The 25,804-nt window shown below is 73.3% G+C and carries 24 protein-coding genes; 12 read left to right on the top strand and 12 right to left on the bottom strand.

Going from position 1 to position 25,804, the window contains the following annotated elements:
* Positions 1-19: 19 nt before the first annotated feature.
* The 4 genes from OG764_RS02830 to OG764_RS02815 all read left to right on the top strand — a co-directional run bounded on the left by OG764_RS02830 (position 20) and on the right by OG764_RS02815 (position 3,347).
* Positions 20-679, top strand: coding sequence for a DUF5825 family protein (locus OG764_RS02830; protein WP_328966763.1), 660 nt, complete (start codon positions 20-22; stop codon positions 677-679).
* Positions 680-791: 112 nt separating this feature from the next.
* On the top strand, positions 792-1,454 hold the full coding sequence (locus OG764_RS02825) for a lysophospholipid acyltransferase family protein (protein ID WP_328966762.1): 663 nt from the start codon (positions 792-794) through the stop codon (positions 1,452-1,454).
* Between the two features lie 190 nt (positions 1,455-1,644).
* Positions 1,645-2,382, top strand: coding sequence for a VOC family protein (locus tag OG764_RS02820; protein ID WP_328966761.1), 738 nt, complete (start codon positions 1,645-1,647; stop codon positions 2,380-2,382).
* 131 nt (positions 2,383-2,513) lie between these two features.
* Positions 2,514-3,347 carry a DUF2785 domain-containing protein gene (locus OG764_RS02815; protein WP_328966760.1) on the top strand — a complete coding sequence of 278 codons (834 nt, stop codon included), beginning with the start codon at positions 2,514-2,516 and terminating at the stop codon, positions 3,345-3,347.
* A gap of 241 nt (positions 3,348-3,588) precedes the next feature.
* Here the strand turns inward: OG764_RS02815 and OG764_RS02805 are convergent, their stop codons facing one another.
* Positions 3,589-3,957: a MazG-like family protein gene (locus tag OG764_RS02805; RefSeq protein WP_328966759.1), complete on the bottom strand. Its 369-nt coding sequence runs from the start codon at positions 3,955-3,957 to the stop codon at positions 3,589-3,591.
* Between the two features lie 354 nt (positions 3,958-4,311).
* On the opposite strand from OG764_RS02805, the gene OG764_RS02800 reads away from it, so the two are divergent.
* Together OG764_RS02800 and OG764_RS02795 are read left to right on the top strand one after the other, a co-directional pair.
* Positions 4,312-4,686 carry a PadR family transcriptional regulator gene (locus OG764_RS02800; protein ID WP_328966758.1) on the top strand — a complete coding sequence of 125 codons (375 nt, stop codon included), beginning with the start codon at positions 4,312-4,314 and terminating at the stop codon, positions 4,684-4,686.
* Positions 4,683-5,282, top strand: a complete 600-nt coding sequence (locus tag OG764_RS02795) for an HAAS signaling domain-containing protein (RefSeq protein ID WP_328966757.1) — start codon at positions 4,683-4,685, stop codon at positions 5,280-5,282. Before OG764_RS02800 ends, OG764_RS02795 begins: the two co-directional genes overlap by 4 nt.
* Positions 5,283-5,493: 211 nt before the next feature.
* Here the strand turns inward: OG764_RS02795 and OG764_RS02790 are convergent, their stop codons facing one another.
* The 9 genes from OG764_RS02790 to OG764_RS02750 form a co-directional block, all read right to left on the bottom strand.
* A complete protein-coding gene (locus tag OG764_RS02790; RefSeq protein ID WP_328966756.1) occupies positions 5,494-6,369 on the bottom strand; it encodes a hypothetical protein in 876 nt (291 codons plus the stop codon).
* Positions 6,370-6,608: 239 nt separating this feature from the next.
* Entirely contained in the window at positions 6,609-7,943 is a 1,335-nt protein-coding gene (locus tag OG764_RS02785; protein ID WP_328966755.1) for an LCP family protein, read from the bottom strand.
* 69 nt (positions 7,944-8,012) lie between these two features.
* Complete coding sequence (locus OG764_RS02780; protein WP_328966754.1) at positions 8,013-9,623, bottom strand: N,N-dimethylformamidase beta subunit family domain-containing protein; 1,611 nt, start codon at positions 9,621-9,623, stop codon at positions 8,013-8,015.
* Between the two features lie 359 nt (positions 9,624-9,982).
* Entirely contained in the window at positions 9,983-10,990 is a 1,008-nt protein-coding gene (locus OG764_RS02775; protein WP_328966753.1) for a LuxR C-terminal-related transcriptional regulator, read from the bottom strand.
* 76 nt (positions 10,991-11,066) lie between these two features.
* Positions 11,067-12,785, bottom strand: a complete 1,719-nt coding sequence (locus OG764_RS02770) for a hypothetical protein (RefSeq protein ID WP_328966752.1) — start codon at positions 12,783-12,785, stop codon at positions 11,067-11,069.
* A 351-nt stretch (positions 12,786-13,136) separates the two neighbouring features.
* Entirely contained in the window at positions 13,137-15,716 is a 2,580-nt protein-coding gene (locus tag OG764_RS02765; RefSeq protein WP_328966751.1) for an FG-GAP repeat domain-containing protein, read from the bottom strand.
* A gap of 142 nt (positions 15,717-15,858) precedes the next feature.
* Positions 15,859-16,563 carry an RraA family protein gene (locus OG764_RS02760; protein WP_328966750.1) on the bottom strand — a complete coding sequence of 235 codons (705 nt, stop codon included), beginning with the start codon at positions 16,561-16,563 and terminating at the stop codon, positions 15,859-15,861.
* 491 nt (positions 16,564-17,054) lie between these two features.
* The gene (locus OG764_RS02755; protein ID WP_328966749.1) at positions 17,055-17,468 is read right to left on the bottom strand and encodes an ASCH domain-containing protein; all 414 of its coding nucleotides are present in this window, start codon (positions 17,466-17,468) and stop codon (positions 17,055-17,057) included.
* A 140-nt stretch (positions 17,469-17,608) separates the two neighbouring features.
* Complete coding sequence (locus tag OG764_RS02750; protein ID WP_328966748.1) at positions 17,609-18,595, bottom strand: helix-turn-helix transcriptional regulator; 987 nt, start codon at positions 18,593-18,595, stop codon at positions 17,609-17,611.
* A 77-nt stretch (positions 18,596-18,672) separates the two neighbouring features.
* Here OG764_RS02750 and OG764_RS02745 point away from each other — a divergent pair, with 77 nt between their 5' ends.
* The 5 genes from OG764_RS02745 (at position 18,673) to OG764_RS02720 (ending at position 23,339) form a co-directional block, all read left to right on the top strand.
* Positions 18,673-19,086 (top strand): DUF3224 domain-containing protein, encoded by a 414-nt coding sequence (locus OG764_RS02745; RefSeq protein ID WP_328966747.1) that lies wholly within the window; start codon positions 18,673-18,675, stop codon positions 19,084-19,086.
* Positions 19,087-19,146: 60 nt separating this feature from the next.
* The gene (locus OG764_RS02740) at positions 19,147-19,704 is read left to right on the top strand and encodes a TetR/AcrR family transcriptional regulator (protein WP_328966746.1); all 558 of its coding nucleotides are present in this window, start codon (positions 19,147-19,149) and stop codon (positions 19,702-19,704) included.
* 71 nt (positions 19,705-19,775) lie between these two features.
* Positions 19,776-21,461, top strand: coding sequence for an alpha/beta fold hydrolase (locus OG764_RS02735; RefSeq protein WP_328966745.1), 1,686 nt, complete (start codon positions 19,776-19,778; stop codon positions 21,459-21,461).
* A 1,171-nt stretch (positions 21,462-22,632) separates the two neighbouring features.
* Positions 22,633-23,118: a DUF2975 domain-containing protein gene (locus tag OG764_RS02725; protein ID WP_328966744.1), complete on the top strand. Its 486-nt coding sequence runs from the start codon at positions 22,633-22,635 to the stop codon at positions 23,116-23,118.
* Positions 23,118-23,339 (top strand): helix-turn-helix domain-containing protein, encoded by a 222-nt coding sequence (locus OG764_RS02720; RefSeq protein WP_328966743.1) that lies wholly within the window; start codon positions 23,118-23,120, stop codon positions 23,337-23,339. The genes OG764_RS02725 and OG764_RS02720 overlap by 1 nt, the downstream gene beginning before the upstream one ends.
* A gap of 249 nt (positions 23,340-23,588) precedes the next feature.
* Here the strand turns inward: OG764_RS02720 and OG764_RS02715 are convergent, their stop codons facing one another.
* Positions 23,589-24,308: a TetR/AcrR family transcriptional regulator C-terminal domain-containing protein gene (locus tag OG764_RS02715; protein ID WP_328966742.1), complete on the bottom strand. Its 720-nt coding sequence runs from the start codon at positions 24,306-24,308 to the stop codon at positions 23,589-23,591.
* Between the two features lie 119 nt (positions 24,309-24,427).
* On the opposite strand from OG764_RS02715, the gene OG764_RS02710 reads away from it, so the two are divergent.
* Entirely contained in the window at positions 24,428-25,174 is a 747-nt protein-coding gene (locus tag OG764_RS02710) for a DUF4386 domain-containing protein (RefSeq protein ID WP_328966741.1), read from the top strand.
* A gap of 175 nt (positions 25,175-25,349) precedes the next feature.
* Here the strand turns inward: OG764_RS02710 and OG764_RS02705 are convergent, their stop codons facing one another.
* Positions 25,350-25,709 carry a hypothetical protein gene (locus tag OG764_RS02705; RefSeq protein WP_328966740.1) on the bottom strand — a complete coding sequence of 120 codons (360 nt, stop codon included), beginning with the start codon at positions 25,707-25,709 and terminating at the stop codon, positions 25,350-25,352.
* Positions 25,710-25,804: the final 95 nt, after the last annotated feature.

Genomic DNA, 25,804 nt, shown 5'->3' with positions numbered 1-25,804 from the left:
GCCCGACAGAGAGACGACGATGACCCCAGCACTCACCGGCACCGCACCCTTCCTCGTGACCGCCTCCCGGGACTACGACCCCGCGGTCGGCACGCTGCCCGCCATGTCCCTGGGCCGCTACGAGATCGACATCACCGGCGGCGAGGCCGCGCGGCGGCTCTTCGCCGCCGGAGCCCGGCACGTCACCCTCCCGCGGCCTGTCGACGTCACGGACACCGCCGACGCGGCCTGGTCGGTCCGGGCGCTGAGCTTCGTGGGCGACCTGTCCAGCCTGGCCATCTCGGTCGACTGGCAGATCCACACCGGCCCGGACCCGGACGCCTGGCGGCACTACGGCCACCTCCACCCGCCGACCGCCGTCCTCGGCACCGCCGACCCGGCCGCGACGGCCCTCGCGTGGCGCAACGCGTACTACATCTGCAAATGCGTCTTCCGGTACGGCCCCGGGTTCATCCAGGTCCGCGACCGGCGCTACGGCGAACTGCGCCGCTTCACCATCGACGAACCGGAGTACCACGAGGCCATCGAAGCCCTCACCGACGGCGCCCGCACCGACGCGATCCCGCGGCCGATCCTGGACGACCTCATGGCCGAGACCCTCGTCCTCCGCTTCGGCGACCACCTGTGGTGGGCCCCGTACCGGGTCCGCCGCTGGTCGGAAGCCCCCCTGGTGATCTGACCCCCGCCGCCCCTGGGTACCGGCCGTGAAAGATGCGCGCGCGTACTCAGGTCTCCGGGGCTCCCGCGGGCGACGATGAACATCAACATTGTCGAGCTCGGGAGAACGAACCGTGCTGAGCCGCCTCGCCGACGTCCTGGTGCCCGCGTTCGGGCGCCTCACGATCACCACCGACGCGGGCGCCGAACTCGCCCCGGGCAGCGTCGTCGCCGCGAACCACACCTCGCTCGCCGACCCCGCGATCGTGCTGGCCGCCCTGCACCGCCTCGGGGTACGTCCGGTGGTCATGGCGACCGCCGGACTGTGGCGCGTCCCGGCCCTGGGCCGGGCGCTCGCCCGGGAAGGGCACATCCCCGTCCACCGCGGCGACCGGCGCGCGGCGAACGCCCTGGACGGCGCCGCCGAGGCGATCGAACGCGGACGCCTGGTGCTGATCTACGCGGAGGGCGGTCTCCCGGACCGAGTGGACGCCGCGGAAGCGGCGCCCGGGACCTTCCGCAGCGGCTTGTCCCGGCTCGTGCAGCGAACCGGGGCTCCCGTGGTGCCCGTGGGCCAGGCCGGCGCCCGCCGGGTCACCTCGGGCAGCACGACCAAGCAGGTCCTGGGCCTGTGCACGGCACCGCTGCGCCGCCCCGAACTCCACGTGCACGTGGGCGAACCGCTCGAGCCGACGGCGGACGAGGCCGCCCTGACCGAACGGGCCCGCACCGCGGTGACCGCAGCCTGGCGCACGGCCGCCGCCCGGCTCGCGGAACCCGCCGCGCTCGTCCCGTAGGCCTCCGGCGTCCGCCGCCCGCGCCCTCCCCTCCGAGGACCGGAACCGGTCCTGGGAAGCGACGGCCAGTAGGAGTCCGCCGGGCGCGGGCCTCTCCGCGGCCCGGCACGACTGCCGGGCCGCGGCACGGGCACGGCGCTGCTCTCTAATGCGGTTGTCGATGCGTGACGGTGTACATAGGGTCGGCGCCATGGCGACACGGCTTGTTCAAATTGCGATGAATGCCCGGGACGACTCCGCGGTCGGTGGGTTCTGGGCGGAGGTGCTCGGCTGGGGCGTGTCCAGCGAGGGGCCCGGCGTGACCAACATCGAACCCGTGGGCATCGCCTACCCCGACCCCGCGGCCGTCTTCGTCGACGTCCTGCGCGTCCCGGAACCCAAGACGGTCAAGAACCGTGTGCACATCGATCTCGCCACCACCTCCGCGGCCCATCAGGCCGAGCTGGTGGCGCGCGTCCAGGCCCTCGGAGCGACGCCCGTCGACATCGGCCAGGGTGACGTCCCCTGGACGGTCCTCGCCGACCCCGAGGGCAACGAGTTCTGCGTACTGGAACCCCGGGAGATCTACCGGGACACCGGGCCGATGGCCGCGGTGGTGGTCGACTGCGCGGATCCGCGGGCCATGGCCCGGTTCTGGGGCGAGGCGATGGACTGGACCCTGCACGAGGTGACCGACGACCAAGCGGTGCTGCGCTCCGCCAAGGGCGTCGGCCCGTACCTTGAGTTCCTGCGTTCACCCGACGCGAAGACCGTCAAGAACCGCATCCATCTCGACCTCCGCCCGTACCTCGGTGACGACCACGCGGCCGAGGCGGACCGGCTGCGCGCGCTCGGCGCCACCGACGTCGACCTCGGACAGGGCGACGTGCCGTGGACCGTCCTCGGCGACCCGGAGGGCAACGAATTCTGCCTCCTCACCCCGCGCTGACCCGGAGCCGCGACAACACCCTTACGCCTCCACGCGGCAGGCGGTCGGCCCGCCGGCCCCGACCGCCTGCCCGCCGCGCATCCGTCCGATAATCGGTTGCCCGGTCGGGGTGCCTCCCCGAAGGTGTGGCAGTGATCAAAACCGACGACGACAGGCCGCCGATCGACGCGGCCCGCTGGCTGTACCTCTACGAGAACGACTGCCCCGCCCCGGCGGCGGCCGAACTGCCCGCCCTCGCCGCCGAACTGGCCGAGGCCCTCCGCCACCCCGACCCGGACATCCGCGACGGCGCTCCGTACGTGGTGCTGCGGACGTGGATCCAGCGGGACGTCATCGACGGGCCGCTGCGCGCCCGGCTGGGCGCCGTGATGGCCGACCGGTTCGACCATCCCGAGATCCAGGCGCGCACCTTCGCCCCGCTCGTGCTCGACATGATCGTCGGTCGCGGCGACTTCGACCCGGCGTGGCTCGCCGCCTTCCGGCGCTGGTTCCCGGCCGAGACGGACGTGCGCGGGTACGATCCCCGGCTCGGCTGGCTCCACGCCGTCGCGCACGGCGCCGACCTGCTGGGCACCTTCGGACTCCATCCGGAGGTCGACCCGAAGGGGATGCTCGCGCTGGCGGCGCAGCGGCTCGTGGCGCCGACCGACGCGCTCTTCGCCCAGCAGGAGGACGACCGGCTCGCCCAGGGCGTCGCCCGCACGCTCACGCGGCCGGAACTCTCCGAGGCCGAGGCCGTCGGCTGGCTGGACGCGATCGAGACGGACTTCGCCGCCGGCCGGCGCGGCGCCCCCACCGTGGCCGCGCAGACCTCCAACGCCATGCGCACGCTGCGGATGCTGTACCTTCTCGCCGACACCGGCGTCCGCATCGACGGCGCCCCCGCTCCCGTGCGCCCGCCGCACGCACAGGCGCTGAAGCGGCGCCTGACGGAGGTCCTGGCCCTGGTCTTCCGAGTGGCGTGACGGGCGGGCGAGTTGTGCCGGCACGCACATGGGCGCGGCTACGCCGCCGAGGCGGCCGGTGCGGTGCTCGACGCCGCTGTCGCGACCGGACGGAAACGGCTCCGGGCGACCGTCGGCGCGTGGTCGCGGCTTCCTGCCCGCAGCCCGTATCGGCCACGCAGCAGAGTGGCAGCTGCTGGGGCGTAGGCGCAGGTGGTGGTTGGAGGCGGAGGTTGCCGGTATGGCGGCTGCCGGGTGTCCGTCATAGGAACTCGACCCCCTCGACCTCGTCCAGCGACGGCTGCGCCGGGATCAGGAACCGGCTCGACTTTTCGGCCAGCACGTCGGCGAAGAACTCGGCGGCGTCGTCGGGCCGCATGCGGGCCAGGGCGACGAGCGCCGTGATCGCGGTATCCGCGACCTCGGCGTGCACGTCCTCCCACGAATGCGACGTGCCCTTCCGGGGGTTCGTGCCGTGTACGCCGATCACGGCCTGAGCGGCCTCCCCGAACTCCTCTCCGATCTTCAGGACCTGGAGGGTCCACTGCTGCTCGGTGGGCACCCTCCGTTCGTCATCGCGCCCCGCGAAGCGCTGCGCGAGCTCGCCGATGGTCTTCCACACGGCATCCATGGATTCCTGCCTCGATTCCGATCGGGTGCTTCAGGTCAGGTCAGGTCAGGTACGGCGGTCAGCCGGATCAGTGGGATCGGCCGGAACGGCCGGATCGGCGGGATCGCTCGGGTCGAAGGCCATCGCGTACTCCTTTGCTGCTGTTCCCAAAATGCCGAAGCCGCCCCGGCGGGGAGCCGGCTTCACAGACAGACCACTCGTTCGGGGCCGGCCCCGCCCCGGCGCGCGCCCGGCCCCCGCCCCCTGGCCGGCAGCGGGACGAAACAGGCCATGGCGGGCCGCCGGCCACCGCCGGTCAACGGGATCGGCGCCCCCCGTTCCCGTCTACTTGCCTCACCAGGTATCTTGCATCGCATGGAACCAGGTGATTCGGCCAGGCAGGCCTGGGCAGCCGCGCAGCTGCGCAAGGGTGTCCTGGAGTACTGCGTGCTCGCCCTGATGCGGGACCGCCCCCGCTACGGCGTGGAACTCGTGAACGCCTTGGGGGACTCCGGTGCCCTGGCCACGAGCCAGGGGACGGTCTACCCGCTGCTCTCCCGACTCCGCCGCGACGACCTGGTCACCACCACCTGGCAGGAGTCCGCCTCCGGCCCACCCCGTCGCTACTACGCGCTCACCGACGGCGGCCGGGCCGCGCTCGACGAGTTCGCCCGCGTCTGGCCCGGCTTCCGCAACGCCGTCGACGCCTTCCTGACCTCCCCGCACCCCGTTACCGGAGACCTCGCATGAAGACCTCTGCCGATCGTGTAAGCGACTACCTCTCCGCCGTCGAGCGCGAGGCCTCCGCACTCCCCGCCGACCGCCGCCAGGAACTCCTCGCCGACCTCGCCGAACACATAGAGGTGACGCGCGCCGAACACCCCGACGTCGCGATCAGCGAGGTCCTGGCGGGACTGGGGGACCCCCGTACGATCGCCGCGACCGCGCTGGCCGAGGCGGGTAACGGGGCCGCCTGGGCCCCGACCCGCAGCGGTGCCGGTGCACCCGCCCGGAGCGGCAAGGTGCACCCCCTGGTCCCGCTCCTGATGCTCACCCTCCCGTTCCTTCTCGCGGTGCTCCTCCCCGACGTCCCCGCCGCGCAGTTCTGCAGCACCCTGTTCCGCGTCGTCGGCGCGGTGCTGCTCTGCACCTCGGTGCACTGGACCGCCGTCCAGAAGACCACCGGCGTGCTGCTCACCGCCGTCGTGCCCACGGTCGCCATCAGCATCTGGCTCCTGGCCGGCGCCGCCGAGACGGGCGACACCCCGGTCCTCCTGGCCAACCTCGCGACGCTCACCCTGCTGGCCGCCACGACGGCATGGCTCTGGCGGACCCGCCGCGCCTGAGCCGTTCCTCGCATCTGGGCCGACCACCAGCTCGACACCGGGCGAACCGAGCCGCTCGGCACGAGCTGACACCGGTCGACACCAACAGGGCGGCCCCCGGCAGAGTGTCTGCCGGGGGCCGCCCCTTCGGGGTGCTGCGGGTGCTGCGGGTGGGGTGAGCTGCGAGCGGGTCAGCGGGTGGCCGCGCCGGCGGGGGCCGGTCGGCGGACGGTCAGGCGTGCTTCCAGACCGGGGCGGTCTGGCGGGCGATGCCGTAGACGAAGTTGGAGAGGGTGCCGTTCGCGTTCAGGACCACGATGGTGTTGTCGGACTGGAGGATCAGGGACTTGCCCTGGGCGAAGTACGTCCAGTTGCTCCACGTGCCGCGCGAGGTCATCTGGACGCCGTACAGGCCGTCCTTCTTCACCAGGCGGACCTTCGTACCGCCCGCGACCTTGTAGACGCCGAGCTTCGGGGAGACGGTGGTGGCGCCGGTCCAGCTGTGGATCTCGCCGTCGATGGTGAGGCGGACGTAGCGCTGGCCGACCTTGCGGACGTCCTGGTACGCGGTGGGCGCCGGGCTCAGGAAGCCGACGCGCTTGCCGTTCTCGATGATGTGCGAGCTGAAGACCTGCGGGCCGGCCTTGTAGGTCTTGACGGTCAGGCTGCCGTACTTCGTCGTGGAGTGGAGGCGGCCCACGGTGAAGCAGTGCTTGGACAGCTTCGGGAACGCGGTGGCGGTCCACGGGGTGGAGCCGCCCTGGGTGCGCTGCTTGAAGACGGGCGCCTCGGACAGCACGCCGTCGATCCGCAGGCCCGCGGCCAGGTCCAGCGGCTTGGTCTGGTCGACCGTGCCCAGCACCTTGCCGCTCTCGTCGCGCAGCTGCGCCTTGGCGCCGGTGTGCGCGCTGTTGGTCAGCTTGACGGTCAGGCCGTCGAACAGGGACGGGATGACCTTGCTCTTGATGCAGTTCTCGGCGACCACGAGGGTGCGCGCGGGGGCAGCCTGCTCGGCCGGGGAAGAGGCCGCGAAGGCCGCGGTGGGGGCGGTGATCGCCGCGCCGAAGAGGGCGAGGGCGGCGGTGGTGGCGCGGAGGGCGGAACGCATGACGACTCCTTGGAGCGGTGCTGTGGGTGAAGGAGAGCCGTATGCCGTGGTCTCTTCCGGTGGAGGCCGTTGAGTTCGGGCTGCTGGCTGCAGACAGAAACTTAGTGATCTTGTTGGGTGGAATGGTCCGGTCCGCGTCACAGGCGTGTGACAGAGCGTCGGGAAGGGAGCCGGTCGGCGCGCGCCTGCGGGAAAAGTCGCGCGGACCGGCCGACCCCGTCCTGCGCCACCGAGAACCGTTACGGCTTCCGGGCGGTAGCGGCCGGGGCGCCCGCGGACGCCCCGGCGCCCGCGCAGCTGATGCGGTCTCCGGTCACGGGAGCGCCTTCGGCGACGTTGCGGTCGTAGGTGACGGTCTTCACCCGGACGGGCCGGGTGCCGACGGTGACCTCGAAGGCCGTGTCGTGACCGGGGACGGCCACCAGCCGTGAGCCGGGCAGGGCCGCGGCCAGCGTGGCCGCGTGCTCCTCCAGGCCGGGTGCGTACCGGATGACCGGCGGGCCGGAGGGGCGGACGGCCGGCGCGGACGCCGAGGTGTCCGTGACCTTGAACTTGTTCTTGCGCAGCGCCTCGGCCACGTCCGCGTCGTCGACGCGCACCGTGATCCCCGCCGGGTTGGTGGGGGCCGCGGTCTCGGGGACGGGCTGGATGCGCGGGTCGCCCTTGATGGGCCGGTCCGCCGCCAGCGCCGCCCACAGCGCGGCCGAGCGGGCCTCGTGCCACAGCAGGGTGGAGCCGACGCCGGGCACCCGGTGGTCGAACTCCCGGATCGGCACGGTGGCGAACTCCGCCTGGTTCGCGCGGAGCGCGCCGAGGGTCCGGCCGATGCGGACCAGGTCGAGCAGGTCCGTGCCGGCGTCGGTGCGTACGGACTTCAGCAGCGCGCGGGCGGTACGGGCCGTGTTCACCGGGCCCGACAGGGCGTCGCGGGAGACGAGGCGGGCCAGCAGGTCCGCCACCACGCGCTGCTGGCGCCGGACGCGGCCGAGGTCGCCGGGCCGGTTGATGTGGCGGGCGCGGACGTAGCGCAGCGTGTTGTTCCCGTTGGTCTGGTGGACGCCGGCGGTGATGTCGAGGCCGGAGTTCTCGTCCTTGAGGGGCTTGTCCGTGCAGACCACCGCACCGCCGAGGTTGTCGACGGCCTGCTCGAAGCCGGTGAAGCCGGTCTCCAGGTAGTGGTCGATGTGCAGGCCGGTGACCTTCTCGACGGTTTTGACCGTCAGCGCGCCGCCGCCGAGCGCGTACGCCCCGTTGATCTTGCCGCGCCGGCCGGTGCCGTTCGCGTACTCGACGTAGGAGTCGCGCGGGAGGGAGACGACGCTCGCCCGGCGTCCGTCCTGCGACAGGTGGAGGAGCATCATCACGTCCGTGCAGTTGCACCCCTTGCCGCCCACGTGGAGGCGCCGCTTCTCGGCGGCGGACAGGCCCGTGCGGCTGTCGTGCCCGACCACCAGGATGTTCGTACCGCGGCCACCGGGTGGCGTGCCGTCCGTGCGGCTGTCGGCGTCCGCCAGCCAGGCGCCGGAAGCGAGTGTGGTGGCGAGCACGGTGGTGGCAACGACGAGACGACGCAAGGCAGACCCCCACGAATAGGGCAATTCGGACAGGCCTGGACCGTAGTGGTTCAGGTCCGCGGCGGCCGCCTACACGCCGGACGCTACGCCGCAAGGCGCAGCGCCCTCCCCGCAATGGGCGATCAGATTGTCCTGTGCGGGCCGCGCCCGCCCGGCGGGCCCCTGCGCGAATGCCCGCAGGACGTTCTCCGTCACGACGCGGGTGAACCGGCCGGCGTCCGCTCCGAGGCCGTGGTTCGCCTTACCGCCCGCCGGGCCCTTCGCGTCCAGGGCCTCCACCCACCGCATCGTGCCCGTCGCGAACACCCCCGCGCCGCCCGGCAGCGACAGGTACGCCGTATCCGCGTAGGACGCCCGGCCCTTGCACACCACCGGCGAGCGCGCGATGATCTCGACCGGCCGCGGGGTCGGATGGGCGGGGTTCACCCGGTCGAACTCCACGCCCACCAGATGGGCGAAGGAGTCACCGCGCCGAGCGCCGGTACCCGCCAGCAGCCAGTGGTCGGGATGCGATACCACGTACGGGGCGTCCACCGGGTAGCCGTCGTAGATGACGCCGAACAGCGAACTCTCCGGGTCGGGCGCCGGCTTGCGGCGGAAGTCGTTCGTCGGTGGACGGCCCCGGCGGAAGCCGGGATCGGCGGCGTAGTCGTCCTTGTAGCAGACCACGACCCGGTCCGCCCCCACCGGCGAAGGCTCGTAACGGACCCGCCGGTAGCAGCAGTTGGCGCCGAACACGGCAAGGTTCATGCCGGCGTCCCGAGCCGCCGTGACATGCGTGCGCTGCTCCGGGCTCCAGTACTCGTCGTGCCCCAGCGACAGCATGGCCACCGCCCCGTCCAGCAGCCCGGGCTCGCGGGCCACGTCCACCCCGGTGGCGTACGCCAGCGGCAGCCCCATCCGCTCGGCGAGCGCCACCAGCGGCGCCTCGTACACGAAGAACTGGCCGGCGCCCCGCCCGCTGCCGTACGGCCGGTCGAAGCTCACGGCCAGCGAGCGGGACCCCTTCTTGCCCGTCGTGCCCTTGTACAGGTCGGATCCGCCCCACCGGTTGTACGCCTGCCAGGTGGCCACGGAAGAGACCACCACCATCCGGCCCCGCACCGGCCCGCCCCGCACGGTCACCGGCACGAAGCGCTGCCCGGCCCCGTCGCAGGTGTCCAGCCGCAGCAGATAACTGCCCTCCGGCCAGCCGGCGGTGTCCACGACCGCCGTCCGCCGCCACGCGGTACGCACCATCCGCGTCGCCGCCTCGGTGAGCGCCGCGCCCTGACGTTCGCCGGGCAGCGCCTCCGAGCGCCACACCAGCCGCGCCCGCGTGCCGCCGTACCAGCCCATCCGGTACGCGGAGACGGTGTAGGACGGGGACGCCGTCGACACGTGCAGGCCGAACGTCTCGCCGGAGCACACGCTGACGCGGTCCGCGAAGCCCTCGATGGCGCCCGCCGCCCCGGTACGGGTGATCCGCCAGTCGGCGGCCCCGGGCAGCGCGTTCTCGGCCCGCACGTCGAGCCGGCAGCCCTCCGGCGCCGTCGAGCCGCGAGCCGGGGCCGTGGCCGTGCCCGGTGCGGCACCGGGATCCGCGGCCGTGCGCGCCGTGCCTTCCGGCACGGGAGAGGCCGCTGCCGGGGCCGCCCACGGCTGCGACGACGCGAAGGCGGCTGCCGAAGCCAGCCCCATCCCCAGCACCTTCCTGCGCGCCGGGCCGCCGTCCCGCCGATGCCCGCCGGCACCCCCAGGAGCATCCACCACCACGTCACCTCCGCCGTACCGGGGCCGCTTCGCCGCGGAAGCGGGTCCCCCTTGTGTAGCCGAACGGCACCCGCCATCCCCGCAGCCACGCTCCACGGGCGCGCCGCCCACCCCGCCCGGCGGCGCGCCCCGGCCTACGGGCGTACGGGTCTACCGACGGGCCGTACGGTCTTCGGCGTCCTCCCGATCACGGAAGGACCGCGTGATGAGCGAACGTGACCGCCTCCTCGCAGGGACCACCTCCCGACGCCGGCTGCCCACCCGGCGCGCGGCGGGGGACATCTCGATCACAGCCAGCCGCGGCGCTGGGCCTGGAGGGCGAGCTGGAAGCGGGTCGTGGCGCCCAGGCGGGTCATCAGGACTTCCAGACGGCGGAACAGGGTGCGGCGGCTGATGCCGAGTTCGCGTGCGATGTCCTCGTCCGGCACGCCGCCCGCGAGGAGGGCGAGCATGCGGCGGTCGGCGGGCAGCGGGCGCTGCGGTGGGGCGGCGGCGCCCTGCGGGGGCGGTGTGCGGGAGTCGTACAGCGGCAGCGCGTTCTGCCAGGTCTGCTCGAACAGCGCCACCAGCGCCGAGAACAGCCCGCACGGGCGGACGACGAGCAGGGTGTGGTGAACGTCGACCTCGTGGATCGACAGGGAGACCAGCGCGCACGCGTCGTCGACGATGATCAGTTTCACGGGGACCGCGTGCACGACCCTGGCCTGCTCGCCCGCGGCGATGCACGGCTCGATGCTGCGCCTGAAGTTGCCGGGGTACTCCAGTGACTCCCGGGAGTACACCACCCGCTGGGTCACGCCCCGGGTGAGGGTGGCGAGGGCCTCGTCGGTGGCGGTGGGGATCGGGAAGTACGGAGGGGAGTCGAACTGGCGGATCTGGTCGCAGGCGCCCGCCCAGGTCTGACGCAGGCGGGGGCCGATGTCCTCGCCCGTGACCACTTCGACCAGGTCGTTCTTGAACGCGGCCGGCCGGCGGCGGCGGAGGGTGTCGAAGGCCCCGGCGACGGTGATGCACGAGGCGTCGAGTTCGGCGGCCCGGAGGCGGCCGAGGAACTGCAGGCCGGCGGCGGGTGGCAGCGGGGCGACCGCCTCGCCGTCGCCGGTCGCGGCGCTGCTCAACCTTGCTTCGACCAACTCCGCGTAGGCGGCGGCCAGTTCGTCCTCATCCAGGCCGGTGGCCGCGCCGAGCTCGGGCAGTGGTACGGGCGCCAGCTCCAGCAGGGCCAGATAGAGCCGGACCGCTGTGACGCCGATGCCCAGTCTTCGCAGGGCTTCGCCGACTTCCCCCGTCGCCATGGACGGAAGGTACCAACGCGGAGCGGCGGCCGCACCACCCAAGGCCGGAGAAGGCCGGGCGGTGCGGCCGCGCGGGTCAGTAGTCGATCGTGTTGTGGTACAGGCAGGACAGGGCGCCCGCACCCACGTCGTGGCCGTCGGCGGCGCGGTGGCTCCAGAACTGGCTGAAGCTGCCGGAGACATGGCCGAGGAAGGTGCTCCACAGCGGCCCCGCCGGGTTCTCCGCGCAGGTGTCTCCGGGCTCGTTCGCCGTGTCCGACAGGTCGATCATCGCGCCGAGGGCGCGGCCCTCGACCGTGTCGCCGTTGTCCCAGCCGGAGGTCCCCCAGGTCGGCCCCTCCAGGTCCTGGGTGCGGCCGCCGGGCCAGCGGAAGGTGGGATCGCCGAGCGCCACGACGCCGAACCAGGTGGCGAAGCCCTCGGTCCAGGCGCAGCCCGCCGAGCTGGTCTTGGTGATGTAGTGCGGGCTGCAGTTGGGCGAGGAGGGGAAGGCGTCCTCGTAGACGTCGTCCATCATCGCGTGGCCGAACTCGTGCAGGACGAGCACGGGGGCGTCGGGGTCCTCGGCGGCGAGGTGTACGGCGTTGTCCTGGAGCGAGTAGTACGTGCCGTCGGTGGAGTCCGGCGCCCAGTTGACCAGGCCGCGGCGGCAGGTGGTGTCCCGGGCGTCCCAGCAGCTGCCGGGCTTCCAGTTCCAGCCGGTGTTGACCGTGTCGAAGGCCTCGACCCCGCGCATCAGGGCGGCGTCGGCGGGCTGGAAGGCGCCGATGCCGGCGGTGGAGCCGGTGGGTACGTTGGCGCGGACCGGGGAGGCGAAACGATACGGCTGGCGGGACTTGCCGTTGCGTATCACCCAGTGCTGGTTCTCGGTGGCGAACTGGACGTAGACGTCCTGGCCGCCGCCCTCCTCGTCCGTGTTGTCGAAGCAGAGCGTGAAGCCGCCGTCGGCGCCCGTGACACCGGTGGTGAGGAGATCGTCCGCGCCGCGGGCGTCGTCGTCGTAGACGGCCACCCGGGCGTTGGCGGAAACCCGGGTGGCGCCACCGTGGTCGACGTAGTTCCACGAGCCCGTCGCACAGGCCGTACCCGCCGCGGTCGCCGGCGCCGCCGGTCCGGGAGCCGGCTCGGCGGGGCGGTGGGCGAGGCCGGTGCGGGCGCGGGTCGCGCCGGCGGCCACCGGGGCCGCGGCGCTGACGCTCCCGACCGGGATGCCGAGGGCCGACCGGCGCGCGCCGACCGTGAGGAAGACGCTGCTCGCGTCGGAGTCCGCCGGGTCCGCCGCCGAGGTGGCGGTGGCCCGGATGCCGGCCGGCCCCTCGGCGACCGCGCGTACGGTGCCGCTGAGCCGCCACGGGCGCTGCTGCCCCGTCCTGCCGGAACCCGCGGCCCGGTGCACGCGGCCGCCCTGGACGGGGACGAGCGAGGCAGTCGTGGAGGTGCTGAGCCCGGAGGGCGCGGTCACCCATTCCAGACCGGCGGGGAGCCGGACGTCCAGGCGTACGTCCGTGTCGCCGCCGACGGTGCCCACCTCGATGTCGAGCCGCGCCGAACCGCCGAGGACGGGGGCCTCGGACAGGTGCAGCGTGACGGCCAGGCAGTGGCCGCGCTCGTCCGTGCGGTCCGCGTACGTCTGCGCGGCCGGCCGGCATCCGGCGGCGCCGACGGGCGCGGCCGCGGCCGCGGCCGGACTCCCGCCGGGCGCTCCGGCGAGCACCAGCAGCAGCCCGCACGCGGCGGCGCGCACCGCGGCGCGGCCGGGGCTCCGTCGGCGGTGGTGTTCACGACTCGGGTGCATGGGGGGTCCTCTCCAGTCGGGGAACTCGCTGGGCAGCGCGTTCTACCGGATCCGGACCCCGCGCGGTGGCCGATCAGTGTCACCGGCGCGGATCGGCACACCCCACAAGTCACAAGCACGCCAACTTGGTTGGCGCGGCCGTGGAACCACCGGCCGGCGGCGGACCCCTGGCGAGCCGCGGGGCGTCCCACGCCGACTACGGCCGCGACGGCCGCATTCGGGCGCACCACCGAGGGCCGTGACCGCTCAAGGACGAGTCGTCGCGCGGTGACGCAGAAGCCCCGCGAAGCCGTCACCCGGCCCGCCCGACTCCTGCCGTCCACCCACGGAACACGAACCGCCGGACAGTCCTCAATGGATGCCGGTGTACGCCTGCCAGCCGGTGGCGATCTTCGACCGGCTGCCGAAGGTGCCGCGGCCCGTGCCGTTGTAGCGCCACAGGGCGCCCGCGGTGTCCCGGGCGACCAGGTCGGCCCGGCCGTCACCGGTGAGGTCGCCCACGCCCACGACGGCGTTGAAGGATCCGCCCCAGTTGCCCGCCATCAGGGTGCGCGATCCGAACGCGCCGGCGCCCGTGCCGTAGCTGCGCCACAGCTGGTCGAGCTTGTCCTGGAGGATCAGGTCGCCGACGCCGTCACCGTTGAGGTCGCCCGTGCCGACGATCTTCTTGTAGGCCTTGAAGGTGCCGCTCAGGCCGACGCGCGGGGCCAGGGTGGCCGTCTTGGTGGTGGTGTAGAGGTACAGGCCGCCGGACTTGGGGTCCCTGGCGATCAGGTCGGGGCGGCCGTCCTTGGTGACGTCCCCGGGCGAGGTGAGGACGTCGTACGCGTTCCAGCCCTTGCCCAGCACCTTGTACGGGCTGGTGGGCTTGAGGGCGGCGCCGCAGGCGGGCGTGTAGACGCGCATCTCGCCGGTCGCGAGCCGTACCAGGGTGTCGTTGCAGCGGTCGCCGTTCATGTCGCCCATGGGGACCGGGCGGAAGCCCTTCGGCCAGCCCTTGGTGGTGACGCTGCCGCTGAAGTTCCCCGTGCCCGTGTACCCGTAGGCGGTGCGCAGGCTCGTGGGGGTGGTCTGGAAGAGGTCGCCCAGGCCGTCGGGCCGGCCCGCGCGGCTGCCGAAGTCCCGCGGGGCGGCGGCGCCGCCGGTGACCGCGACCGTGCCCGAGGCCAGCTCGGACGCCTTGGGCGCGTTGACGGCGGTGCCCTTGAGGGTCCAGGTCAGCCGGCCGTTCACGGGCAGCGCCCCGGTGTGCGTACGGCCCTTCCAGGCGGCGGCGACCTTGCGGGTGGTGCCGGTGCCGGTCAGGGTCGCGACGGTCTTGCCGGCGGAGTCGGCGAGGGTCACGGACCAGCCGGACACGGGCCGGGTGAGGTTCCAGACCGGCGCCCACACGGTGTTCGCGCCGGTGCTCCCGGCGAGCGGGGCGGTCGCGGGCACGGTGGCGGAGCCGACGCCGAGCGGGGGCTCGGTGGTGGCCCGGGAGGAGTGGAGGGTGCTGTACTCCTCGCCGTGGTTGATGTTGGTGAGCGTGGTGGCCGAGCCGGCCGGGCCCGCCGACACGACTCCGCGGAGCCTGTTCCCGGTGGTACCGGGCACCTCCTCGGCCCCGGTCCACTCGTCGTCGGAAGGGGTCCGGGCGGTGTGCACCAGGTGCCGTCCCTCGCCGGGCTCGTACTCGGACCACATCACGCGCACGGTGCCGTCGGGGCCGATGGAGGCGTCGGCGCTCCAAGGGTCCTGGCCTCCCCCGGACAAGTACTGCTGCTGCCAGGTGCCGGTGCCCGCGCGGAGGGTCCGGGCGAGGTTGACGGTGCTCAGGCCGTTCGACCCTCCGAGGTCCTGGAGTTCCGACCAGACGACGGTCACGTCACCGTCGGGGGTGACCAGCGGCTCGGGCGACTCCACCCAGCCTTCCGAGGAACCGGAGGTCTTGGCCGGAGTTCCCCAGCCGGCCGCCGCGGACGGGCGGACGGAGACGCTGACGGATTCGAGCGCCTCGTCGTCCTCCACGCACTTCGACCAGGTCAGGGCCATGATCCCGGTCGGACCCGCGGCGATACGGGGCGCCCTGATGCCCATGGTCTGCGGGGTGTGGGCGACCGGTGCCGCCCAGGCCGCGCCGGGGGCGGTACGGGTGACGGTCTCGACCGCCGACACGTCTTCGTGATCGCGGCCGGGTTCCCCCTTCACGGTGGTGCGCAGGAAGCTCACGACGGCAGTGCCCCGGCCGTCCACGGCCACGTCGGGGCCGCTGACGGCGCCGCCGCCCACGGCCCCGGTGGCGACCGTGACGGGCTGGGACCAGGTGCCGTCCGCGGCGCGGTCGGCGGTGCTGACCTTCCACTCGTCGGCCTCGGCGGGGCGCGAGGACCAGACGGCGGTGGCGGTGCCCCGCGGGCCGGCCGCGATCTGCACGGCACCGACGTACTCGCCCGCCGCGGTGTCGAGGAGGGTCGCCGGCTTCGACCAGACGCCGCCGGCGACCGTGGCGGACAGCAGGCGCGATGCGGTCGGGGGAGAGTCCGACCCCTGGTCGGAGGGGTACTCCGGCCAGATGGCGGTGACCCTGCCGTCCGTGTCCGGGATCAGCCTGAGCGTGTGCTCCCCGCGGTTGGTGGGTACGCGGGAGAGCTTGTGGGCCGGCCCCCAGTGGTCGGTCCCGGCAGGCCGCACGGCCGCGTGGAGCTCTTGCCCCATGCCCGCGAGCACCCACCACGCGGCGACCGCGCTGCCGTCGGAGGCCGTGGTCACCCGCAGGGCGCCGAAATCGCCCCGGGGGCCGACCTCGACCGGATCCTGCCAGCTCGGCAGCGGGGCGGCGACGGCCGTCCCCGCGGCGAACAGCGGTGTGACGGCCCCGCCGGACACGACGAGTGCGGCGGTGGCCACGGCGGCGGCCAGGCCGCGTTGCGAACGGGCACGCTTGCCCATGTGGTGATGTCCCTTCCCCGTCGAGCGTGTTGCTCGCACTGATGATCAATTGCCGGTCGGGGGTTTGACACCACAGGCGCACCAACGGTTGTACGGCCGGGGGAAATACCGATCACGGCCGAACGCCCTGACGGCAGCGGGCCTATTCCTCGACGGCTCCGCCGATGGAACGCAGGTGCTCGCGGAACGTCGTGCCGTCCCGGTCACGCGCGGCCCGGTAGTCGGCGAAGCGGACCTGGTCGCGGAGGCTGGTACCGAACCGCATCCGGGCGGCTTGGTGGCGTTCGGTGTCGCGGATCCGGGTCGCCTGCGCGGCGATCTCGGCGGCACGGTCGAGGGGCAGGAAGAGCACGCCGTCCTCGTCACCGAACACGAAGTCGCCGCGGGTGACTTCCGCGCTGCCGAACCGGGCGGTGGCAAGGGAGTCGGGTCCCTGCGGATCGAGCCGTTGCGGGCCGGCGGGCAAGGCGCCCTGGCTGAACACGGGCAGGCGGATGCCGCGCAGCTCGTGGGTGTCGCGGTGCAGTCCCCAGATCACGATGCCGGCGAGCCCGGCGCGTTCGGCTTCGAGGGTGACGAGATCCCCCACGCACGCCTCGTCGTCACGTCCGGCGTTGTCGACCACGAGGACGTCACCGGCTTCGGCGTGCTCGATGGCCTCCAGGAACACGTCCACGCTGCCGTGGTGGCGTGCGGGCAGAGCCCGGCCGACCACGTGCACCCCCTCCCACAACGGCCGTACGGTCGAGGGTGCCTGCCGGACGGGTAGGCCCAGGCGCAGGAGCGCGTCCGCCACGTGGGGGGTCGTGAGATCGAGGTACGCGAGGTGCAGCTTCAGCGAGTCCATCGGTCGGGTTCTCCTTGCCTTGCAGGTCGTGCGGGGGAGAGGTGCCGGGGCGTCACGCGAGCGAGTATGCCGACCGCCGGCGTGCCCGGGTAGAGCGCCGCGTCCGGCCGCGTCGGACGTCTCGGGGTCGCCGACCACCGCAAGGCCAGGCGGCGAGGACCGGCTCCGGGGGCTTCCCCCGACCGGCACGCCCCCGACCGGCGTGCCGCCGCGGGCTCACCACCAGCAAGCGGGGTACTTCGGCGCGGCGCGGCGCACGCGCGAGGCGGCGTGTCCCGTCAGCACCAGCAGCACCGTGGAGGCGAAGAGGAGGGGGGCGAAACGGGACGGGTCCGGCCGGTGTACGGCGCCCCTCCACGAGGGAGGTGGGGAGGGGCGCCGCTCCGGGCGGAGGTGTCCGGTGCCGCCACGGTAGACCCGGCGGGGGCACAGCGGCAGGCATATGACACAGGAATCTTGAGACCGTCTCCGGGCCGGGGCCCGAAGCGGTGTCAGCCGGCCGCGGGCGCAGCGGTCTCGACGAGGCGGAACGTCAGACACACCACGGCGGTCCCGTCCTCGACCGGGGTGCCGCCCTCGGCCCAGAAGCGCTGGTGGCCGGCGCGCCACTCCGCGAGCGAGGCGTCACCCTCGCCTTCGGCCGCCGCGTGCGCCCACGTCACCTCGCCGAAGGAAGTGACCTCCACCCCGGTGATCTCGACGGTCGCGGTCCACTCGCCCGAGTTGTCCAGGAGCGCCAGCTGCTCCCCGACGTACTCCAGGCCTTCGGTCTCCGTCCGGTACTCCTCGAAGAGCCCGGTCGTCGCCAACTTCTCGCCGGCCAGGACGAGCGAGTTCAGCCGCTCGCGCATCGCCCCGACCGACCCGAGCTCCAGCGCCCGCATGCCCTTCACCCGTGGCCACATCGACGTGTTCCCCCTTGCTCCGGCGCAGGCCGCACCCCCTGTGCGGACGACGTACGCGCTGCCGGTGATCGTACGGAACCTCCTCCGGAGCGGTGGGCCTCGGTCTCCGGCAACGGCGCGCGCCGCAGCGGCCGGACGCGCTACGGCCGGGGTGCGGGGAGCCCGTACACCTCGGCCAGTGCCGCGACCGCCTGCCCGACGGCCGTGCGGAGCCCGGGCGGACGGAGCACCTCGACCTCGGGTCCGAGGCGGAGGAGGTCGCCGACCGCGACCTGGTCGTGTTCCACCTCCAGCTCCGCCTCCACCCACCCGTCCGCGTCCGGACCGCCGGCCCCGGCCAGTGCCCGGGCGCCCGCCGAGCCGAACTGCATCGGCAGGAGCTGCTGCGCTCGCGGTGACAGGCGCAACAGTGCCGTCTGGTGCAGGCACGCGGCCTCCATGCGCCGAGCGGACTCCTGCCAGTACACCGCCAGATCGAACCCCTCCGGACGGTCGAACGCAGCGGGCAGCACGTCCACCGTCCGGAAGCGGGAGACCCGGTAGGTGCGCGGGTCTTCGGCGCCGTCGGCCCGCGCCACCAGGTACCAGGAGCCGCCCTTGAGGACGAGCCCCAGCGGGTGGAGCTCGCGCCGCACCTCGCCGCGCCACCGCCGGTAGTCCGTCCGTACCGCGCGCTGGTCCCACACCGCCTGCGCGATCGCGGCGAGGTGGGGGACCGGGTCGGCTTCCCGGAACCAGGCCGGGGCGTCGAGGTGGAACCGGTCCTGGACCCGGCGTACCCGCCCCGCCAGTGCCGCCGGGAGCGCCGCCTCCAGCTTGAGCCGCGCCGTGGCGAGGTCGGCCCCGAGCCCCAGGTCCGTCGCCGGGCCGGGTGCCCCGACGAACAGCAGTGAGTCCGCCTCCGTGCCGGTGAGCCCGGTCAGCCGGGTCCGGTAGCCGTCCAGCAGCCGGTACCCGCCCGCCGGCCCGCGGTCCGCGCACACCGGGATGCCCGCGGCGCCCAGCGCCTCGACGTCCCGGTGCACCGTACGCACGGACACCTCCAGCTCGGCGGCCAGTTCACGCGCCGTCAGCCGGCCGCGGTTCTGGAGCAGCAGGAGAAGGGTGAGGAGTCGGTCGGCACGCATGCTCTATATATGACACAAGGTGGCAGGTACCGGTTCGAGGATGGGTGCCCTCGACCCCGCCCACCAAGGAGGCACCCATGAGCAGCGTGCAGACGACCGGCCGGTTCCGGTTCGCGGACTGGACGGAGGGGCCGGTCGGCCCGGCCGACGCCCTGCCCCGGCTGGCCGAGGCCTCGGTCCGGAACACGTTCACCGGCGGCATCGAGGCCGTCGGCACCCACTGCCGCTACACCCTGACCTACCTCGGCGAGACCTCGGGCGCCTTCGCCGGCCTGGAACTCCTCGCCGGCACCCTCGACGGCCGCAAGGGCGCCTTCGTGCTCTCCGAGCACGGCACCTTCGACGCGCAGGGCACCCACTGCACCATCGAGGTCGTACCGGGCTCCGGCACCGGCGAGTTGACCGGCCTGCGCGGCACCGGCCACTTCTTCTCCCCGCACAGCCCCGAGTCGGTCGCGTACACCTTCGAGTACGAGTTCCCGGAGGGCTGACGACCGCCCGCCGGGGCGTGGGCGGTTGAAAGAATATGTAGATCGGTCTAGTCTCGCTCCATGGGACAGAAGGGCACCGAGACGCGGGACCGACTGCTGGACGCGACGCAGGAGTTGGTCGAGACCGGGGGGTACTTCAGTGCCGGACTCAACCAGGTGATCGCGGCCAGCGGCGCGCCCCGCGGCTCGCTCTACTTCCACTTTCCCGGCGGCAAGGACCAGTTGGTGGGGGAGTCCGTCCGCCGGGCCGGGCAGGCGATAGGGGATGCCCTGGGGGGCCTGTCCGACTCGAGTGCGTCCGTCGCGGAGTTCGTCGACGGGGTGCTGCGGCACCTGGGCGACCGGCTGGAGGAGTCGGGCTGGCGCAAGGGGTGCCCGGTGGCCACCGTGGCGCTGGAGATGGCCGCCACCAGCGACCCGCTCCAGGAGGCGTGCTCGGAGGTCTATGCCTCGTGGCAGGAGGCCCTGCGTGCGCGACTGGACGGCCGTCCGGACGCCGAGGACCTCGCGGTCACGATCCTGGCCCTGGTGGAGGGGGCGCTGCTGCTGGCCCGCGCGCACCGCAGCAGGGGGCCGCTGGACAGCGTCTCCCGCCAGATCGGCACCCTGCTGAGCTGACACGGCCCGCCGGACCGGCGGGCCTCTTTTCGGCCCTAAAAATATGTAGACCGATCTATTAAGGAGTCTCCGTGGACGCGATCGTCTTCGGCGCGACCGGCTTCATCGGCCGCTCCCTCGTCGCCGAACTGCTCGCCCGGGGCCAACGGGTGGCGGCGGCAGTACGCAACGACACCCTCACCCCCTGGCTGACCTCGCAGGGAGTGGACACCCGCCGGCTGGAGATCGTCACCGCCGACATCACCCGACCGCTTTCAGGGCTGCCCGAGGTACGCGACGTCTACAACGCCGCCGCCCGCTTCGCCTTCGGCCTCGGCGTGGAGGAGGCGCGGGCGACCAACGTCACGGGCGCCCTCAACGTGCTCGAATGGGCGGCCGCGCTCCCCGGTCTGCGGCGGCTGGTGCACATCAGCGGGTACCGGGTGAGCGGGACCGAAGGCGACCCCGACTACGCCGGGCTGGGCGCCTACGAGGCCTCGAAGACTGAGGGTGATCTCGCGGTGCGCGCCCGGGCCCGCGCACTGGACGTCCCGCTGACCATCGCCAACCCCAGCACCGTGATCGGGCCGGGCCAGTACATCGGCCTGGGCGCCCTCGTCGAGGACCTGTGGAAGGGCCGGCTCCCCGCGCTGCCCGGCGGCCCCGACACCTTCCTGCCGATCGCCTCCATCGACTACTTCGTGCGGTTCCTGGCAGAGGTCCCCGAAGCGCCCGCGGGCGAGCACTACTGGGTCCTCGACGACAACACGCCCCTCCTGCCCGAGCTGATCCGTACGATCGCCGACCACACGGGCGTACGCGCACCCCGCCGGACCGTCCCCGTCGGCCTGCTGCGGCGCCTGCCGCGCAAGCTGACCGGCGCCGATCCCGAAACGCTGGCCTTCCTGTCGTCCGACCGCTACCCGACCGCCTCCGCCCACGCCTTCGCCGCGCGCGCCGGTCTGGACATGCCCCCGGCCGCCGACGTCCTGCGCGCGTGGGCCGACGACCTCGTGGCCGCCCGCTTCGGCGCCGCATCGCCCTGGCTGAGCCCGTACGGCTTCCACGCCGTGGCGGGCAGCCGCACCTGGGTGAGCGGGGAGCGGCACCGCCCCGACCACGTCCTGCTGCACGGCCTGCCGATGAACGCCGACCTCTGGGCACCCCTCGCCGCCCACCTCACCGGCCCGGTCCTCGCCCCCGACCTGCCGGGCCTGGGCCGCTCGGCCCCCACGACCCGGCCGGCGGATGCATGGCTGGCCGACCTGCTGAGCCCGGTGAAGAGCCGCCCCACGCTGATCGCGCACTCCCTGGCCTGCGGACCCGCGCTGCGCTTCGCCGTCGATCATCCGGACCGCATCGGCGGTCTCGTCCTCATTTCCCCGGCGTTCCTCCAGGCCCCCGCCCCCCGGCTCACCCGCTCGGCCCTGGCCGCGCCGATGATGCGCCGCATGTCCGCCGCGCAGCTGGCGCGGGTGCTCGGTGTCCCCGAGGGGCCCGAGGTGGAGAGCGCCGCAGCGGACCTGCGCCGTCGCGGAGTGGCGCGCCGGGTGACCGCGGCCGTGCGCACCGACGTCGCCGAACGACGAAAGACGCGGGCGCTGCTGGACCGGGTGACCGTCCCGGTGCGCATCGTCGTGGGCTCGGCCGACCCGCTGGTCGAACCCGTCGACCACCCGGTCGCCGAGATCGCCGGCGCCGGGCACTACCCCCAACTGACCCACCCCTCCCAGCTCGCCCGACGCCTCGGCGCTGCCCCCGCTCCGACCGGCGGATGACCGGGGCCCGCAAGCACGCGTCCGCTGTGAGCCCGGCCGGGGAAGGAGCGGTTCGCCCGGGTGGCACGAGCGGTGGAGCCACTGCGGGCCCGCCCGGTCGGCCCCCGATAAGCCGGTACGGCGCCCCGCCGGGAGCGGCGGGACGCCGTACTCGCCGGCCCCGTGCGCGGTGGCACGAGGCGCGGCGTGGCGACGGCCCGGGGGCCGTCGTGGGACTGACGGGTGCTCGGCGTCCGGTGGAAGACCAGTGGTTCTTGTCCTTGGCGGCCTGCAGGAAGTGGATCACCCCGTAGGTCTTGCCCACCGCGATGAGCTTGGTGTTCAGGCCGGTGCGCGGGGTGGTCGTGATCTTCACGCGCGTACCGGTCTTGTCGGTGATCGTGATGCTGGGCGCGGTCCACGTGGTGGTCATGTCGATCGCGAGGCGCGGAGTGTGCAGGGTGTGGAGCGACGGCGCCACCTTGTTCGTCCTGTCGATGCCGAGGGCGGTGACCAGCCGGGAGGCGGCGGCGACGGATGCGGCGGAGTCGAACGTGCCGTTCGCGTCGGTGTGCTGCCAGCAGATGTCGACCGCCGACTGGCCCGTGGCGGGCTTGAAGGCGGGCACCTTGTCGGCGGACAGCTCCTTCTTCAGACCCGCCAGGCGTAGTGCATCATGTCGAGGAGACCCGCACCGGCCCCCAGGTCGACGCCGACGTCCCCACCGCGACCGCCATCCTCCGCCAGGGCCTCGAATCATGGCTGAGCGACCTGAAGCGCACCGCCGAGTCCCACGCCCACGCACGCCCGTACCGCGGCCGTTGAGCCCCTGCTGCGACCACGCAGGGGCGCTGCGCGTGCCCGCCCAAGGCCGCAGATGGGGAGGGGAGGGATGCGGCTGCAGGGCGTCCGGGGCCCCTGAAGATCACGGGTGCGGGCACGGGCAAGCCCTGCGGCGCCGCGGAGAGCGGTGTCGGGGCGCGGCCCCCGTCGCGGCCCTGATGGCCAAGGCCGCGCCCCGTACCCTCGAACCTACTCTGCGCCGGGTGGCGATCGCACCCGGGTTGCGTGAGAGCAGCCACGGGCTGCGGATCCTCCCCGACGTGAAGCCGCAGCCCATCTGCCGTCTCAGCCCTTGCCTTGCCTATCGACAATCGATAGATTTCCATCGCGAATCGATGGAAGGGTGGACATGGGAAAGCTGACAGTGGCGGCGCTGCGCGCCGTGCTCGTGGTGGTGCTCGCCGGCACCGTGTTCGTGCAGGTGATGATGGTGTGGGCGTTGGCCACCGACCCGGAGGACGGGTCGCTCCCGCTGACCCCGCTGCGCGTGATCACGATGCTGGGCATGGTGGCGGCCCAGGTCGCCCTGGTCTCCGTGTGGCGACTGGTGACGATGGTGCGACGCGGAACCGTGTTCTCCCACGCCGCCTTCCGGTACGTGGACGCGGTGATCGGCGCGATCGTGGCGGCCGCCCTCCTGTGGTTCGCGGTCACGGCCGTCAACGCGCCCGGCCAGCGGGAAGACCCGGGTGTCACCGTCATCATGGGCGGGGTCGGTCTGGCCATCCTGGGGGTCGCGCTCATCGTGCTCGTGCTGCGCATGCTGCTCGCCCAGGCCGTCGCGCGCGACGTCGAAGCGGCGCAGATGCAGGCCGAGCTGGACGAGGTGATCTGATGCCGATCGCCGTCGACATCGACGTGATGCTGGCCAGGCGGAAGATGTCCGTGGGCGAGCTCGCGGACCGCGTCGGGATCACTCCCGCCAACCTGGCGGTACTCAAGAACGGCCGCGCCAAGGCCGTACGCTTCGCGACGCTCGCCGCGCTGTGCGAGGTGCTCGAGTGCCAGCCGGGTGACCTGCTGCGCTGGGAGGTCGAGGACGTGGCGGCCGGATGACAGGCTTTAGGGCGGGGCGCCCCAGGGCGGGGCCGGAAACGCCCGGCCGGCGGATGTCGTGGGTGCTTCCTCCCCGTCTGCGCCGGTCTCGACGGACACGCTGATCAGGCTCGGCGCCGTCCCGGCGGGGGAGCACCTGCTGTGCACGCCGACGTTGGCGCCCAACGGGGCCCTCGGCGGCCTGCAGATGTCCGTGGTGCGCCGAGTGCCCAGCTGCGTACCGGAGTCCGACAGCGGAATCGGCGCGGGTTACGTCGCCCCGGGTGCCCCGGCCCCGGCGGACGTCCATCCCCGCTGGTGAAGCTTCTCCAGGCCGTCCAGGATGAGGTCCAGCGCGAACTCGAATTCGAACTGGTCGTCGCAGCTCCGGCCGACGGTCGACGTCGAGTCGTGGGCGGCCCCCGCGGCCAGTTCGGCGATCCGCGGGTACCTCGCCGCCATGGCCGCCCCGGCCGCGAGCTCCTCGGCCCCGCCGCTCGGGGCGGCGTTCCCCGAGTCGTCGAACAACTCCTGGCTGAAACCCAGCAGCCGGCTGCCCATGGCGTGCATCGCGTGATGGGTGAGGTCGACGGAGAAGCCGCCGTCCCGGAACGCCCCGATCATCGAATCCAGGTACTCCAGCACGGCCGGGGTCGGCCCGGTTCGCGACTCGATCACCTGTGCGGCCCAGCGGTGGCGCAGGAGGGCCCGGCGGGCCGAGAGGACACGCCGACGGACCACGTCCTTCCAGCCGGTACCGCCCTCCGGCACGTCGATCCGGGCGATGACCGTGTCGACCATGCCGTCCAGGAGCTGCTCCTTGTTGGGGACGTGCTTGTAGAGGGCCATCGGCACGACGCCCAGCTCCTGGGCGAGTCTGCGCATGCTGAGCGACTCGATGCCGTTTTCGTCCGCGAGGGCGACGGCCGCCCGCAGTACGCGCTCCCTGTTGAGCGGCGCCCGGCGCCCGGCCTCCGGCTGCTGTGCCATCTCGTCTCTCCTCGCGATCGGGCACCGGTCGGTACCCCTTGACGAGTGTACGCCGTACACATACGGTGAGCGCGAGCGAAGGTGTACGGCGTACACCTTCCTGGTCGAAAGGACCGAAGATGAGCTCAGACAGAAGGACCGCGGTGGCCGCGGGCGTGCTGTTCCTGGTGACCGAGGTCGCCGCGATCGCAGGGCTGGCCCTCTACCGACCCGTTCTGGACGGGGTGGCGGGAACCCTCGGTTCCGGAGCCGCCACCTCGGCGTTCCTCGGGGCACTGTGCGAACTGACCCTCGTGGCCGCCGTCATCGGCACCGGGATCGTGCTGTTCCCCGTCCTCAGGAGGCGGCACGAGGGGATGGCGCTCGGGTACGCCTGCCTCCGCCTCCTGGAAGCCGCCGTCATCACCGTCGGCGTCCTCAGCGTCCTGACGCTCGTGACGCTGCGGCAGGAGACGGCGGGGCTCCCGGGCACCGTGCAGGCCACCGGCACCGCGGGCGTCGACCGGGCCCTCGTGGTCCTGCACGACTGGACGTTCCTGGTCGGGCCGAACGTCGCGCTGGGTTTGAACACGGTGCTGCTGGCGTACGTGATGTACCGCGCCCGGCTCGTACCGCGGTTCATCGCCGTGCTGGGGCTGATCGGAGGCCCACTGATATGCGCCTCCGCGGTGGCCGTGATGTTCGGGGTCTACGAGCAGATCTCGGTCACGGGCTCTGCCTTGGCCGTACCGGTCTTCGCATGGGAGGTGGCGCTGGCCGTCCGGCTCATCGCCAAGGGTTTCGACCCGGCCCGCACCGGCACGGCCGGCGCCCCGCAGTCAACTCCCGTACCCGCCGGGGGGAACGCGGGCGCCCTTCTGGTCTGAAACTCCGCGAGCGCGAGGCTCGGCATGCCGGCCCCGGGCCGCGAACCGTACGTCGGTCAGGAGCTCGGCGGCCCGGCGGTCCATGGCGGCCCACCGCGCTGTCCGCCATCGCCGCTTCCTCCTCGCGTCCTCGTCGCGCAGGACGGCGGTGCTTCTCTCGGTTGCCGTGACTGCCTCAGTTGACGGCCGCGCGTGCCGTCGCCACCAGCAGGGCCAGCAGGATGGCGGTCGCCCGGCCGTAGCGCCGGCCGCGGAGCAGGACATCGGCCGCCGAGCCTGCGAGCAGCGGCATGAACAAGGCCTGGGCGGTGTCCCAGTCCAGCTCGACGTGCCGGTCGGTGAGCAGCTCTCCGGCCGCGAAGCCGACGAGGGTGGCGGCGAGGACGGGGAGCGAGAATTCGAGTTCTGCCCGCCGGATCCGCCGGGCGTCGCGCGAGCGGACCGCGCGGACGTACCGGAAGACGCCGGCGGCCACGGTCAGCGTGCTGACGACCGTGGCGAGGAGTGCGGCGATCTCCCAGGGAGTGGGGTCCATGGTGGTGCGGGTCCTTTCGGAGCGGGGGAACGGCGGGTGGGGGTGTTGGTCCGGGGGGCTCCTTGGCGGAGCCCCCCGGACCCGGCGAGCGGTGT

The sequence above is a fragment of the Streptomyces sp. NBC_00239 genome, from assembly GCF_036194065.1.
Taxonomy (GTDB): Bacteria; Actinomycetota; Actinomycetes; order Streptomycetales; family Streptomycetaceae; genus Streptomyces.
Note: the sequence above shows the minus strand (reverse complement) of the source record. Positions and strands in the feature narration are given on the sequence as shown.

What these genes read in the sequence shown, in the direction of transcription:
- OG764_RS02800 (WP_328966758.1), top strand. Translation starts at nt 4,312, where the DNA reads ATGGAACCAGGTGATTCGGCCAGGCAGGCCTGGGCAGCCGCGCAGCTG.
- OG764_RS02765 (WP_328966751.1), bottom strand. Translation starts at nt 15,716, where the DNA reads ATGGGCAAGCGTGCCCGTTCGCAACGCGGCCTGGCCGCCGCCGTGGCC.
- OG764_RS02780 (WP_328966754.1), bottom strand. Translation starts at nt 9,623, where the DNA reads ATGGGGCTGGCTTCGGCAGCCGCCTTCGCGTCGTCGCAGCCGTGGGCG.
- OG764_RS02755 (WP_328966749.1), bottom strand. Translation starts at nt 17,468, where the DNA reads ATGTGGCCACGGGTGAAGGGCATGCGGGCGCTGGAGCTCGGGTCGGTC.
- OG764_RS02770 (WP_328966752.1), bottom strand. Translation starts at nt 12,785, where the DNA reads ATGCACCCGAGTCGTGAACACCACCGCCGACGGAGCCCCGGCCGCGCC.
- OG764_RS02720 (WP_328966743.1), top strand. Translation starts at nt 23,118, where the DNA reads ATGCCGATCGCCGTCGACATCGACGTGATGCTGGCCAGGCGGAAGATG.
- OG764_RS02725 (WP_328966744.1), top strand. Translation starts at nt 22,633, where the DNA reads ATGGGAAAGCTGACAGTGGCGGCGCTGCGCGCCGTGCTCGTGGTGGTG.
- OG764_RS02740 (WP_328966746.1), top strand. Translation starts at nt 19,147, where the DNA reads ATGGGACAGAAGGGCACCGAGACGCGGGACCGACTGCTGGACGCGACG.
- OG764_RS02760 (WP_328966750.1), bottom strand. Translation starts at nt 16,563, where the DNA reads ATGGACTCGCTGAAGCTGCACCTCGCGTACCTCGATCTCACGACCCCC.
- OG764_RS02710 (WP_328966741.1), top strand. Translation starts at nt 24,428, where the DNA reads ATGAGCTCAGACAGAAGGACCGCGGTGGCCGCGGGCGTGCTGTTCCTG.
- OG764_RS02830 (WP_328966763.1), top strand. Translation starts at nt 20, where the DNA reads ATGACCCCAGCACTCACCGGCACCGCACCCTTCCTCGTGACCGCCTCC.
- OG764_RS02750 (WP_328966748.1), bottom strand. Translation starts at nt 18,595, where the DNA reads ATGCGTGCCGACCGACTCCTCACCCTTCTCCTGCTGCTCCAGAACCGC.
- OG764_RS02775 (WP_328966753.1), bottom strand. Translation starts at nt 10,990, where the DNA reads ATGGCGACGGGGGAAGTCGGCGAAGCCCTGCGAAGACTGGGCATCGGC.
- OG764_RS02795 (WP_328966757.1), top strand. Translation starts at nt 4,683, where the DNA reads ATGAAGACCTCTGCCGATCGTGTAAGCGACTACCTCTCCGCCGTCGAG.
- OG764_RS02705 (WP_328966740.1), bottom strand. Translation starts at nt 25,709, where the DNA reads ATGGACCCCACTCCCTGGGAGATCGCCGCACTCCTCGCCACGGTCGTC.
- OG764_RS02715 (WP_328966742.1), bottom strand. Translation starts at nt 24,308, where the DNA reads ATGGCACAGCAGCCGGAGGCCGGGCGCCGGGCGCCGCTCAACAGGGAG.
- OG764_RS02745 (WP_328966747.1), top strand. Translation starts at nt 18,673, where the DNA reads ATGAGCAGCGTGCAGACGACCGGCCGGTTCCGGTTCGCGGACTGGACG.
- OG764_RS02790 (WP_328966756.1), bottom strand. Translation starts at nt 6,369, where the DNA reads ATGCGTTCCGCCCTCCGCGCCACCACCGCCGCCCTCGCCCTCTTCGGC.
- OG764_RS02805 (WP_328966759.1), bottom strand. Translation starts at nt 3,957, where the DNA reads ATGGATGCCGTGTGGAAGACCATCGGCGAGCTCGCGCAGCGCTTCGCG.
- OG764_RS02820 (WP_328966761.1), top strand. Translation starts at nt 1,645, where the DNA reads ATGGCGACACGGCTTGTTCAAATTGCGATGAATGCCCGGGACGACTCC.